Raw genomic sequence first — 13,200 nt, 5'->3', positions numbered from 1 at the left:
TAAGATTTACGATTCAACGCCTTTAGCCGCTGCAATTACTTCTTGTGATATATTAGATGGAGTCTCTGCATAGTGAGAGAATTCCATTGTAGATGTTGCTCTACCTGAAGATAATGTTCTTAATGTTGTTACATAACCGAACATTTCAGATAATGGCACTGTAGCTTTTACAGTTTTAGCACCTGCTCTATCACCCATATCACTTACTTGACCTCTTCTTCTATTTAAATCACCTACAATGTCACCCATGTTTTCTTCAGGAGTAATTACCTCAAGCTTCATGATTGGTTCCATTATTACAGCTTTAGCAGCTTTAGCAGCATTTTTAAATCCTAACTTAGCAGCTAATTCGAAAGATAGTTGATCCGAATCCACATCATGGTAAGATCCATCTTTAAGAGTTACTTTTAAAGCATCTACTTCGTAACCTGCTAAAGGACCATTAACCATAGCCATTTTGAATCCTTTTTCAATAGATGGGATAAATTCCTTAGGAACGTTACCACCTTTGATTTCAGATACAAACTCTAATCCTACTTTTCCTTCTTCTGCTGGTTCAACCGTAAATACGATATCGGCAAACTTACCACGACCACCTGATTGTTTCTTATAAACTTCTCTATGATCTGCAGCTTGTGTAATAGCCTCTTTATATTCAACCTGTGGTTGACCTTGATTTACTTCTACTTTAAACTCACGCTTAAGACGATCAACAATGATATCTAAGTGAAGCTCTCCCATTCCAGAAATAATAGTCTGTCCTGAAGCTTCATCAGTTCTTGCTGTAAACGTTGGATCTTCTTCAGCTAATTTAGCTAAAGCCATACCCATTTTATCAACATCTGCCTTAGTTTTAGGCTCAACCGCGATACCAATTACTGGATCTGGGAAGTCCATAGATTCTAATACAATTGGATGTTTTTCATCAGACATAGTATCACCAGTCTTGATGTCTTTAAATCCTACTGCTGCTCCAATATCTCCTGCTTCGATAAAATCGATAGCATTTTGCTTATTAGAGTGCATTTGATATATACGTGAAATACGTTCTTTTTTACCTGAACGGTTATTTAAGATATAAGACCCTGCATCTAAACGTCCTGAGTATGCACGGAAGAATGCTAAACGTCCTACGAAAGGATCGGTAGCAATTTTAAATGCTAATGCAGAAAACGGTTCTTTTACAGAAGGCTTACGTCTTTCTTCAGCATCTGTATCAGGGTTTGTACCTACTACACTATCTCTATCTAATGGAGATGGTAAGTAACGACAAACAGCATCTAATAAGAACTGTACACCTTTATTTTTGAAAGAAGAACCACAAACCATAGGAATGATAGCCATATCCATTACAGCAGCTCTAAGTGCAGCGTGCACTTCTTCTTCTGTAATAGAATCTTCATCTTCCATGAATTTTTCTAATAAATTCTCATCGTAAGATGCTACTTCTTCAATTAATAAAGCTCTGTATTTACGTGCTTCATCCTTTAATTCTTCAGGAATTTCAACAACGTCAAATGTAGAACCATAGTTATCATCATGCCAAACAATAGCACGGTTTTTAACTAAATCTACAATACCTTTAAAGTCCATCTCATCACCAATGTTTAAAACGATTGGCACAGCGTTAGATTTCAACATGTCTTTAACTTGTTGACAAACACCTAAGAAGTTAGATCCTTGACGGTCCATTTTGTTAACGAAACCAATTCTTGGAACTTTATAGTTATCAGCAAGTCTCCAGTTAGTTTCAGATTGAGGCTCAACACCATCAACTGCACTAAATAAGAATACTAAACCATCTAATACACGTAATGAACGGTTTACCTCTACGGTAAAATCTACGTGACCAGGAGTATCAATAATATTAAAGTGGTAATCTTGTGCTTCAGCTGTTGGCACACCATTCTCTTTAGGGAATGTCCAGTCACAAGTAGTTGCTGCAGAAGTAATTGTAATACCTCTTTCAGCTTCTTGCTCCATCCAGTCCATTGTTGAAGCTCCATCATGAACTTCACCAATTTTATGTGATACACCCGTATAAAAAAGAATACGCTCAGTTGTTGTTGTTTTACCAGCATCAATATGAGCTGCAATTCCTATGTTTCTTGTTAATTTTAAATCTCTTGCCATTTCTTAAAATCTAAAGTGTGAGAATGCTTTATTTGCTTCAGCCATTTTATGTGTATCAACACGTTTTTTAACCGCTGCTCCTTCTTCTTTAGCTGCTGCTAAAATTTCAGATGCTAAACGTAACGCCATTGATTTCTCATTTCTCTTACGCGCAAAGTTAATTAACCACTTCATAGCAGTAGATACTTTACGGTCTGGACGGATTTGCATTGGAATTTGGAATGTAGCACCACCAACACGACGACTACGTACTTCTACGTGAGGCATCACATTTGATAAAGCGTCTTTCCACATTTCTAAAGCCGTTTTCTCGTCATCTGTCTTTTTTTCTTCTACGATATCAATTGCATCGTAAAACACTTTAAAAGCTACAGACTTTTTACCATCCCACATCATCATATTAACGAATCTAGTTACTAACTGATCGTTAAAACGCGGATCTGGTAAAAGCGGTCTTTTTTTCGCTTGTCTTTTTCTCATGTCTTCTTCTTAAAGTTTTAAATTACTTCTTAGGGCGTTTTGCACCATACTTAGATCTACGTTGCGTTCTACCTGCTACACCTGCTGTGTCTAAGGCACCACGTACAATGTGATATCTAACTCCTGGTAAATCTTTTACCCTTCCACCTCTAACCAATACTATCGAGTGCTCTTGTAAGTTGTGTCCTTCACCACCGATGTATGCATTAACCTCTTTTCCGTTTGTTAAACGAACCCTTGCTACCTTACGCATTGCTGAGTTAGGTTTTTTAGGTGTCGTTGTATAAACACGAGTACACACACCACGTCTTTGTGGACACGAATCTAAAGCAGCCGATTTACTCTTCTTGGTTATTTTGGCTCTTCCTTTTCGTACTAATTGTGAAATTGTTGGCATATATTTCTATATAATTTTTATTAAATCCTCACTTTAGAGGGCTGCAAAGGTAGTAATAAAATTCAATAATTCAAATCATAATCCATTAATTTTCAAGCAACATAAAAAATCATTTCCATAATTATATCAAAACTGTTCTTTTTCCGTTAGTTTTACAACTCAAACACTTACAAATTTCCGTGTACCGATTTCTCATTTTATTTATCATTATATATTGTTGTGCAACCTCTGGATTGTTAGGGCAGAATTTTTACCTGGAAATTCAGGAAACTGACACCAATAAGAACAGCATTATAGACTCATTAGGTTATAGTAAGAAACACAAAAACTACAATGCCATAACAGAAGAACTAAATAATTTAAAAAAAACAATAACCAAGTTAGGCTATTTAGAAGCGGAATGGTTTCCTGTTACAAAAAAAAACGATTCAACATTCAGTACCGAGATAACACTGGGAAACATTTACAAAACTGCTCATATATATTTTGACGATAAAACACTTCCTGTAAGCTTACAGAAACAATTAGATACAAATACAGAAAAAAAATATTTTACAGTGTCAATTTCAAACCTTGAAGAAACACTCAACTTTATCAATTTAAAAATTTCTGAAGACGGTCAGCCTTTTAGTCAACTAAAAACAGTAAACATTAAAAAAACAGACAACAAGACTATAAGCGCCGAATTGAAAATCATTAATAAAACAAAAAATCGCTTTATTGATAAAATTGTTATAAAAGGATACGAAAAATTCCCACGCTCCTATTTAAAACATTATTTAAAACTCAAAACAGGAAAACCCATTAATTTAACAGAAGTAAAAAACCAAACCAACAAACTTACCGAACTTGCTTTTGCAAAACAGATAAAAGAACCCGAAATTTTATTTAGTAAGGACTCTACCATATTATATGTATACATCGAAAAAATAAAAAGCAATGCGTTTGATGGTTTTTTAGGTTTTGGTACAAATGAAGAAACCAACAAATTGGAAATTACAGGCTATCTTAATTTAGCCTTAACAAACAATTTGAATTTTGGCGAAACATTTTCATTAGCATACCGAAGCGATGAGAGTGATCAAAAATCATTTAATGTAAATCTCGCTATCCCTTATTTATTTAATACACCTTTAGGAACCGAGTTACAATTAAACATTCTAAAAAGAGACTCCTCTTTTACAACTGCCGAACAAACTGCAAAACTAAACTATCAACTCAACCCAAAAAATCAATTCTCAGTAGGCATAAATTCCATTAAGTCGAACAATTTACTAAGTAGCACAAACCTAAATCCTTTTATAAAAGATTACGAAACCACATTTTACAATATTGGATATCAATATATAAATACAGTAACCGACAACCGACTATTTAAACAAAATGCCAAAATACAATTAGAAACTGGTTTTGGAAACAGAACTGCAGAAAACACAAAAACAAGCCAAACACAGTATTCTATTAACGCATTTAAAATTTTTAACCTTAATTATAAAAACAACCTGTTTTTAAAAACAACAAGTGTTGGTTTATTTTCAGAAAGTTACCTAGAAAATGAACTCGCTCGATTTGGTGGTATAAATTCAATAAGAGGCTTTGAAGAAAACAGTTTAAACGCTACATTTTACGCACTACTAGCAACCGAATACCGCTACTCATTAAGTTCTAACTTATACATTCACAGCATAATCGATTTGGCATACTTTGAAAACCAAACAATTTCACAAAAAGAAAAACTATATAGTTTTGGGTTTGGATTTGGTTTAGAAACCCAAGCTGGACTACTTCGTTTTAATTATGCAAATGGAAAAAATGAATCACAAGCTTTTCAATTATCCAATTCTAAAATTCATTTAAGTTTAACTGCAGTTTTTTAAGAATAATAGGGCATAAAAAGGATTAGATTTGAAAATAATTTGAAATTTTAACCCTTATTTATTGTTTAATTAACTTTTTATTATGATTTTTGGCATAGACTAATTCAAATAAAATACAAAATGAAAACAAAGTTTAGTGGAATTTTAACGCTATTTCTAGCGTTTGTTGTGCAACTTACGTTTGCGCAAGACAAAACAATTTCAGGAACGGTTTCCGATGAAAACGGACTACCTCTTCCCGGAGTTAATATTATTGTAAAAGGTACTACAACTGGAACACAATCGGATTTCGATGGTAATTACTCCATCAATGCGAGTACTGGTTCTGTACTTACTTATTCCTTTATCGGTTACACAACAAAAGAAATGACTGTTGGAGCATCTAACAACATTAGCTTTGCAATGGAAGTAGACAGTGAGGCACTTGAAGAAGTGGTTATTACTGCTATGGGTGTGGAAAGAACTGAAGGTCAGCTTACAGCTGCTACGAAAGTGGTAGACGCTGAAGAACTTACACAGGCATCTAACCCTAACGCCGTGCAGAGTTTAACTGGTAAAGTTTCTGGTTTACAGATTAACACAACAAACAATGGTGTTAACCAAACAACTAGAATTGTATTAAGAGGTAACCGTTCTTTAACAGGTAACAACCAAGCGTTAATTGTTATTGATGGTGTAATCTCTACTGCAAACACTTTAGCTAACTTAGCGCCAGAAATTATTGCGTCTACAAACGTAATTAAAGGTGCCGGTGGTAGTGCATTATACGGTTCTCAAGGTTCTAATGGTGTAATCATCGTTACAACTAAGAGTGGATCTACAAATGAAAAAATTGAAGTTTCTGTAAACTCTTCAATCTCATTTGAAGATGTTGCCTTTGTTCCAGAACGTCAGACTATGTATGGTCAAGGATGGGATGGTAATCACGTAACTTACGAAAATGGTGGTTGGGGTCCAGAATTTGATGGAACTTTACAACCTGTAGGTTTAGCTCAAGCTGATGGTTCTTATATCATGGCTCCTTACACTGGTGATAGTGACAACATTAAAGAATTCTTTAAGACTGGTACTATTTTACAAAATGGTGTAACACTTTCTGCTGGTGATAACACAGGAAACGTATTACTTTCTGTTAACAACCAACAAACTGAGTTTATCGTTGAAGGTGATGAGTTAAACAGAACAACTGTTTTATTTAAAGCTAACAAGCAATTAGGTAAATGGAATGTTGGAGGTAACGTAACTTATAATACGTCTTCAGTTAAGACAACGTCTTCTACTTTATTTACTGAATTATTACAAACAGCGTCTAACGTACCTGTTGAGCAATTTGAAAACTCAGGTAACGAAGGTCACTGGACATCTTACTACCTTAATCCATATTGGATGAGAGAAAACATCAGAAACTTTAGTAATACTACTAGAATGAACGGTGTAATGAATGTTAAGTATGATATTAACGATAACATTAACGTTGTAATGAACAGTAGTGTTCGTAACTACAAAGATGTATCTAGAAACTACACTAATGAATACATAGACCTGAATGGTGTTGGTGGTGGTGATCACTCTACTATTTCTCAGTTTGGTCAAAGCAACAGTGAAGAAACAAATATCTACAATGATATCTTTGTTAACTTTGATTACATGTTAACTGATGATCTTTCATTAACAGCTTTATTAGGTAACAACATCCAAGATAACCTATACACTTTCACAGCAGTATCAGGTAGTAACTTAACAATCCCTGGTTATTATAACATTGATAACACAACAGGTATCCCAACTGCGAGTAACTATACTCAAAGAGATCGTCGTTTTTCTTTATTAGGAAGTGTTGATTTAGGTTGGAAAGATTACTTATATTTATCTGTAACAGGACGTAATGACTGGACATCAAGATTAGCTTCTGATCGTAACTCATTCTTCTACCCATCTGTAGGTTTATCATTTGTAGCTACAAATGCATTCCCAGGATTAAAAGATGGTGGTATCTTAAACTATGCTAAAGTTTCTGCAAACTGGGCTAAGGTAGGTAATGACCGTGTGTCACCTTACCAAATTAACTCAACTTTAAACCAAGCAACTGGTTACCCATTTGGAACATTAAACTCTTTTGTATTAGACACAACAATTGCTGATCCATTATTAGTGAATGAGTTCGTTGAGTCTTACGAGTTAAATGTTAATTTAGCTTTCTTTAAAGGAGATAGAATTCGTTTAGATTTCTCTATCTATGAAACTAAAAACTCTGACTTAGTAACAGGAATTACAACTTCTGCTGCTTCAGGTTTATCAAATACAACAGTAAATATTGCATCTTCTACTAACTCAGGTTTTGAAGTAGATTTAGGTTTAACGCCAATTAGAACTAAAGATTTCCGTTGGGATCTTGATTTCAACTTCTCTACAACAAAAACAGTTATCGACAAAGTTTCTGATAATTCATCAGAGGTGGCTTTAGCTGCATTTGCTGATATAGGAATTTTTGCTACAGAAGGTGAAGAGTTTCCTTTAATTAAAGGTACTGCATACCAAAGAGATGATCAAGGACGTGTATTAGTTGATCCAACAACTGGTAACCCTTTAAAAACTGGTTCATTTCAAGTATTAGGTAAGTCAACTCCTGATTACATCGTTGGTTTAAATACTGCTGTAAACTACAAAGGTATTAGACTTGCTGCTGTAATGGATTATAGAACTGGTCACCAATTCTGGGCTGGTACTAAAGATTGGTTAGCTTGGTCTGGTCACTTAGAAGAATCTGCTGAAGGTGGACGTAGAGGATTTATTTTCCCTAATTCTGCAATCAACACAGGTACAGATGCAAACCCAGTATATGAAGCTAACACAAACGTAATTACAGGTGGTACAACTTACTCTGATTACTTAAACTACTTCTCTAATGAATATAGAAGTGTAAGTGAAAACTTCGTGTTAGATGCAACTGCATTTAAAGTAAGAGAATTGTCTTTAAGTTATGCTTTTTCAAAAGAAATGTTGAAAAACGTAGGATTATCTAGCTTAAGACTAGGTGTTAATGCAAGAAATCCATTTACAGTATTACCTGAAGAAAACAGAGGTTATGCAGATCCAGAAATCGGAAGAAGTTCTGGTAATGATCAAGGTTTAAGTGTAACAGGTCAGTATCCTATTACAAGAACTTATGGTATGACTCTTAATTTAACTTTTTAAAAAATAAACATGAGAACGAAATATAAATTATTATTACTAGTAATCTTCGCGATTACTGTTTCATGCAGCGATTACTTGGATGTAAATGACAATCCAAATTCTCCAGCAGCAGATGATGTGACACCCGATTTAATTTTAGCCGGAGCAATCTCTAATACATATAGAACTCAAGCTACTACTATGAACCAATTGGGTAATGTTATGATGAACAATTGGGGTGCCAACGTAAATTCATTTACAGGTGGCTATTCTGAAGAGTTTTCATTAGCATTAGACAACAATTTTTACAATACAATCTTTACAGGTTTATTTAGAAATACATACAACTTTCAAGCGATTATAGATTACCCAAGTGCTGATTACGACAATCATAAAGCAATATCTAAAATCCTTAAATCTTTCTACTTACAATATGTAGTAGATTTATATGGTGATGTTCCTTATACAGAAGCACATAAAGGAATTGAAAACTTAACTCCTGCATACGATGATGATCGTGCTATTTACGAAGCGCTTTACGCGCAAGTAGATGAAGCTATCGATATGATTAATGGTGCTGGTGTAAATGTAGTTCCTGTTGGAAGTGAAGATATCGTATTTAACGGATCTATGTCTAGCTGGTTAGCTTTTGCTAATACTTTAAAACTACGTATCTTATTACGTATGTCTACAGGTGCTGAAAATGGTGATGCACAGTCATTAGCATTTATTACACCAAGGTTTGCTGATATGCAAACAGCTGCATTCTTAATAAATGATGCAACTATTAACCCAGGTTACTCTAATGAAAATGTAGCACAACAAAATCCTTTCTACGGGACTTATGGTTACTCAAATAACGAAACGACTCCAACAACTAATTATAACTTTGTTAGAGCGACTGATTATGCTGTAAGTTTCCTTATCAACTCAGGTGATGATCGTGTAAACTATTTATACGACGAAGCTGATGATGGTAGTGGTTCTGTTATAGGTGTTGTTCAAGGTGCTGATGCAGATAACTCGCCTCCAGGATTATCTCCTCTAGGTTTAGGTTTATTAATTGACTCTTCACAAGACGGTTATGTAATGACTGCTGCTGAAAGTTTATTATTACAATCTGAAGCACAATTAAAAGGTTACATCCCAGGAAATGCTGAAGCTAGTTTTGAAGCTGCTATTGATGCATCTTTCCAATTATTAGGAGCTAATCGTTCAAGTTATGCACCAAGTGTAGCTGGTTTAGGATGGGTAGGTTCTGATGAAGATAAGATCGAGGCTATTATGAGACAAAAATGGATTGCTACCAATGGTATCAATGCTATCGAATCTTGGATTGAATTCACAAGAACTGGATATCCAAATGATATTCCTTTAGCTTTAACTGCTCAGTCATCAACAAGACCTAAGCGTTTAATGTATCCTTCTGATGAGTACATTTCAAACTCAGCAAACGTACCAGATCAAACAAGAGCTGATGTATTTGCAACTGGTCCTTTCTGGGCACAATAATTAAAAAAAAATAGAAAATATGAAAAATTTAAAAATATATTTAACAGCCATTATGGCGTCAGCTATGTGCTTCTCCTGTTTAGTAGATGACGAGGCTGAAAACTTAACTCAAGATACAGATTTATCAAGAATCGTAGGGTTTAAGGATGATGTTACATTAGGTAATTTTGTACAATCAACTGGTGAAGCTTTTGAATTTGGAATCCCAGTACATTTACTAGGAGGTAACGATGGTTTACCTGCCAATTCACAAACAACAATGACCTATGAGTTAGGTTCTATTGATGATTTAGGATTAACGGCAACTGAATTAGCTACTACTTTTAGTTTATCTAAAGACCAAAGATTAGCTTTAGAAGATGGATCAGCTGAACTTACGGATTTTGTAGATGAAGCCGTTGAAGGAACACACTTTGATTTAATTGATACAACTCTTGAATCTACAATTCCTGCAAATAGTACTTTTGATTTAATTGATACTTATGTATACAATGATGCTTTAGACGCTAGTAGAATTACATACTTTGTACTTCACTTAACTGAAGTTACAACATCAGGTGATGTTGTAATTGGTGAGCAATTAAAATCTACTATTGTTAAATTACAATTATGTAGAACTGATTTAGCTGGTACTTATACAGCATCAGGAAATACAAGTGGAACATTTACTATTACTAGTTTAGGTGCTGGTAATTACCAAATGAGTTCTATGTTTGGATGGCCAACTAGTGGTTATACATCATATTTCTATGCTTGTGCAGGTCAATTAATATTTACAGACTGGCCTTTCTCTAACGAAATTATTCAAGGTGTTCCTGGTTATGTAAATGATGCAGCAGGTACATTAGTATTCGAACAGTTTGGTATTCAAGACGTTTATTCAGGTTGGCTTGTCATTTTGACTCCACAATAAGCATTAACTAATAATTAAATTAAAAATAAAATGAAATATATAAAACAATTAATGCTTTCTGCCTTAGTTTTAGGGAGCTTTTCATCTTGTAAAGATGATGATTCGGATTATGCATTTAAAACAAAATCTTTAGTTTCTATAGAGAGTGTTTCTACTACTTCTATTACAGAAGGTGAAAGTGTAACTGTAACATTAACTACAGATACACCTTACAAAGAAACTTTAGACTTTAAACTTGAAATGATTTCAGGTGGTGATAACACAGATTACACGGTTGGTGACGACCCAAGTGATCCTAGTGCTCCTACTTCATTAGATGATGGTTTAGGTAGTGAAGGATACTTAATACAAGTACCTGCATATGCAAGTTCTTATACTTTTCAAATCAATGCCGTTTTGGATTTAGATATTGAAGGTACAGAAGAATACACTTTTAAACTATCTAGTACTAGAAATGGTAATGGTTTAATGACAGGTGGTGATATCATTAAAATTGATGTAGATAACTATACAGATGATAACATGGGCTTACGTTTAAGCTGGGATAAAAATGAAACTATCACTTACCTGAAACAGAATATAATAGAAGCTACTGATAATGACACAGGTGAGACATTTACTTATACGGATGATGACGAAATTCTTTCTGCTACAGCTAGTTTATGTAGTTCTGTTGATTTCGATGTATTTTTAGATGCTGCTCCTGTATTTGCTTTCACTGGTGACTGTCCAGAATACGTTGTTACTGGTAGAAATGAAACTAACGTTCGTAACACTACTGTATTAGCTGATGGTACTTACGGAGTTTATGTTGACATGTGGTCTTTTGATTTAGGATTTGATGATGATGAATCATTAATTGGTAGTTTTGCTATTCCTATTGAAGTAGAAATTGCTAAAACAGGTCAGTTTAAAACAAGTATCTCATACCGAGATTTATATTTCTCTTATGATGATGTAAGTGGTATTTTACAAGATGGTGCTGGTGAAAAATTAGTTGCAGTTGTAGAAGTAATCGGTGGTTTATACACAGTTTATGATAAAGACGGTAACTTAGTTGCTCAAGAATAGTAAATAATCTATTTTTTATATTAAAAGCGCTTCTTTTTAGAAGCGCTTTTTTTTATACCTTTACACCATGGAAAACAACACTCAAATTTTCGGATTACATGCTATTATAGAAGCTATACAAGCAGGTGAAACCATAGAAAAGATATTCATTCAAAAAGGTTTACAAGGTAGTTTAGCTCATGAATTAACTAGCTTAATTAGAAAAGAAGGCATAACATCTTCTTATGTTCCTGTTGAAAAATTAAACAGGTTAACTTCTAAAAATCACCAAGGAGCTGTTGCCCAAATATCACCTATTGCTTATCATGACATTGAAGATTTGGTTATGAATGTTATAGAGTCTGGAAAAACACCATTGTTTCTTTTATTAGATCAATTAAGTGATGTTCGTAATTTTGGAGCTATTATTCGTACCGCAGAATGTACCGGTGTTAACGGCATAATTATTCAGAAAAAAGGAAGTGCTCCAATAAACGGTGATGCTATAAAAACAAGCGCAGGTGCTGTTTTTAAAATGCCCATTTGTAGAGTAGATCATATTAAAGATGCTATGTTTCATTTACAAGCATCCGGAATAAATGTTGTTGCAGCAACAGAAAAAACCAAAGATACATTATATGATGTCAATTTTAAACTACCTACCGCTATCATCATGGGTAATGAAGGACGTGGTATTAATCCATCGGTATTAAAGTTAGTAGATAATAAGGCAAAATTACCATTACTAGGTTCCATAGAGTCCTTAAATGTGTCTGTTGCTTGTGGTGCCTTTTTATATGAGGTAGTACGTCAACGCTTAGCCTAAATCATCATCTTTTGGTGTTGGTATGAAAATATAGTTTACAGATATATCTTCCGCTGTCATATTTATTTTGGCATCTTCTTCTATTAGTTCTGTTTGACTTTCTATAAAGTTTCCATCTTTATCAAAGTGCTGTAGAAAAAGATCGTCAGCTTCATTGTAATTTGGTTGTTCCCATTGGTATGTTGCAACTTTTGGAAGGTTCTTTTTGAAAATAAAAGCAAAACATAAACCTACAATTAACCCTGATAAATGTCCTTCCCAAGACATGCCTTCTTTTATAGGTAAAACATACCAAATCATGCTACCATAAAGGAAGATAACTAATAGAGATAAAGCTATAAGTCTAAAATGTTTTGCAAAAATTCCTTTAAAGAAAAGGAAACTAACTAAAACATAAATTAAACCACTTGCTCCTATATGATAAGAAGGTCTTCCTATACCCCATGTTAAAAGCCCTGATAAAATAATACCATAAATTAAAACCTTCCAAGCCATCTGTTTATAAAAGTAGAATAAAGCTGCTGTTAAAACGAAAAGCGGAATGGTATTATGGTACAAGTGCGTAATACTACCATGTATAAAAGGACTAAACAAAACACCTCGTAAACCAAAAATCTTTTGTGGGTAAACACCAAACTTAGTAAAATTAAATCCAAAGCGAATTTCAAACCAGAAGACAAGCCAAATGCTTAACACCAACATTACAGGCACTAAAACAACATTATTTGAAAACTTAAACTCTTCGGAATGATTCATACTATAAATATATCAAATTATGCACCTTAATTGTTTTTTTGAAATATTGTCAGTCTATCAAATCATGGAATAATTACAGGGA

General features: G+C 34.0%; 10 protein-coding genes. 6 read left to right on the top strand and 4 right to left on the bottom strand.

Going from position 1 to position 13,200, the window contains the following annotated elements; genetic code table 11:
- Nucleotides 1–6: 6 nt before the first annotated feature.
- Genes fusA through rpsL form a run of 3 tightly spaced genes read right to left on the bottom strand, consistent with a single transcriptional unit; the run spans nt 7 to nt 3,010 of the window.
- Entirely contained in the window at nt 7–2,133 is a 2,127-nt protein-coding gene (gene fusA / locus ACW5R3_RS04515) for an elongation factor G (RefSeq protein ID WP_456578438.1), read from the bottom strand.
- Nucleotides 2,134–2,136: 3 nt separating this feature from the next.
- Nucleotides 2,137–2,613 carry a 30S ribosomal protein S7 gene (gene rpsG, locus ACW5R3_RS04510; RefSeq protein WP_456578437.1) on the bottom strand — a complete coding sequence of 159 codons (477 nt, stop codon included), beginning with the start codon at nt 2,611–2,613 and terminating at the stop codon, nt 2,137–2,139.
- Nucleotides 2,614–2,635: 22 nt separating this feature from the next.
- Nucleotides 2,636–3,010, bottom strand: coding sequence for a 30S ribosomal protein S12 (gene rpsL, locus ACW5R3_RS04505; protein WP_010181934.1), 375 nt, complete (start codon nt 3,008–3,010; stop codon nt 2,636–2,638).
- A gap of 179 nt (nt 3,011–3,189) precedes the next feature.
- Between rpsL and ACW5R3_RS04500 the strand changes: the two genes are divergently transcribed.
- The 6 genes from ACW5R3_RS04500 (at nt 3,190) to rlmB (ending at nt 12,362) form a co-directional block, all read left to right on the top strand.
- Complete coding sequence (locus tag ACW5R3_RS04500; protein WP_456578436.1) at nt 3,190–4,887, top strand: POTRA domain-containing protein; 1,698 nt, start codon at nt 3,190–3,192, stop codon at nt 4,885–4,887.
- 120 nt (nt 4,888–5,007) lie between these two features.
- The gene (locus tag ACW5R3_RS04495) at nt 5,008–8,082 is read left to right on the top strand and encodes a SusC/RagA family TonB-linked outer membrane protein (RefSeq protein WP_456578435.1); all 3,075 of its coding nucleotides are present in this window, start codon (nt 5,008–5,010) and stop codon (nt 8,080–8,082) included.
- Nucleotides 8,083–8,091: 9 nt separating this feature from the next.
- Nucleotides 8,092–9,573, top strand: coding sequence for a SusD/RagB family nutrient-binding outer membrane lipoprotein (locus ACW5R3_RS04490; protein WP_456578434.1), 1,482 nt, complete (start codon nt 8,092–8,094; stop codon nt 9,571–9,573).
- Nucleotides 9,574–9,592: 19 nt separating this feature from the next.
- Nucleotides 9,593–10,486: a hypothetical protein gene (locus ACW5R3_RS04485; protein WP_456578433.1), complete on the top strand. Its 894-nt coding sequence runs from the start codon at nt 9,593–9,595 to the stop codon at nt 10,484–10,486.
- Between the two features lie 30 nt (nt 10,487–10,516).
- Nucleotides 10,517–11,557, top strand: coding sequence for a hypothetical protein (locus tag ACW5R3_RS04480; RefSeq protein ID WP_456578432.1), 1,041 nt, complete (start codon nt 10,517–10,519; stop codon nt 11,555–11,557).
- Nucleotides 11,558–11,624: 67 nt separating this feature from the next.
- On the top strand, nt 11,625–12,362 hold the full coding sequence (gene rlmB, locus ACW5R3_RS04475) for a 23S rRNA (guanosine(2251)-2'-O)-methyltransferase RlmB (RefSeq protein WP_456578431.1): 738 nt from the start codon (nt 11,625–11,627) through the stop codon (nt 12,360–12,362).
- Here rlmB and ACW5R3_RS04470 read toward each other — a convergent pair.
- Nucleotides 12,354–13,118: a rhomboid family intramembrane serine protease gene (locus ACW5R3_RS04470; RefSeq protein ID WP_456578430.1), complete on the bottom strand. Its 765-nt coding sequence runs from the start codon at nt 13,116–13,118 to the stop codon at nt 12,354–12,356. The two genes, rlmB and ACW5R3_RS04470, sit on opposite strands and share 9 nt — an antisense overlap.
- Between the last annotated feature and the right edge of the window lie 82 nt (nt 13,119–13,200).

The sequence above is a fragment of the Algorimicrobium bowmanii genome, assembly GCF_054031195.1.
Note: the sequence above shows the minus strand (reverse complement) of the source record. Positions and strands in the feature narration are given on the sequence as shown.

Bases quoted from the DNA above. Each gene is read 5' to 3' on its own strand.
- rlmB (WP_456578431.1), top strand. From the start codon at position 11,625: ATGGAAAACAACACTCAAATTTTCGGATTACATGCTATTATAGAAGCT.
- ACW5R3_RS04470 (WP_456578430.1), bottom strand. From the start codon at position 13,118: ATGAATCATTCCGAAGAGTTTAAGTTTTCAAATAATGTTGTTTTAGTG.
- ACW5R3_RS04485 (WP_456578433.1), top strand. From the start codon at position 9,593: ATGAAAAATTTAAAAATATATTTAACAGCCATTATGGCGTCAGCTATG.
- rpsL (WP_010181934.1), bottom strand. From the start codon at position 3,010: ATGCCAACAATTTCACAATTAGTACGAAAAGGAAGAGCCAAAATAACC.
- fusA (WP_456578438.1), bottom strand. From the start codon at position 2,133: ATGGCAAGAGATTTAAAATTAACAAGAAACATAGGAATTGCAGCTCAT.
- rpsG (WP_456578437.1), bottom strand. From the start codon at position 2,613: ATGAGAAAAAGACAAGCGAAAAAAAGACCGCTTTTACCAGATCCGCGT.
- ACW5R3_RS04495 (WP_456578435.1), top strand. From the start codon at position 5,008: ATGAAAACAAAGTTTAGTGGAATTTTAACGCTATTTCTAGCGTTTGTT.
- ACW5R3_RS04480 (WP_456578432.1), top strand. From the start codon at position 10,517: ATGAAATATATAAAACAATTAATGCTTTCTGCCTTAGTTTTAGGGAGC.
- ACW5R3_RS04490 (WP_456578434.1), top strand. From the start codon at position 8,092: ATGAGAACGAAATATAAATTATTATTACTAGTAATCTTCGCGATTACT.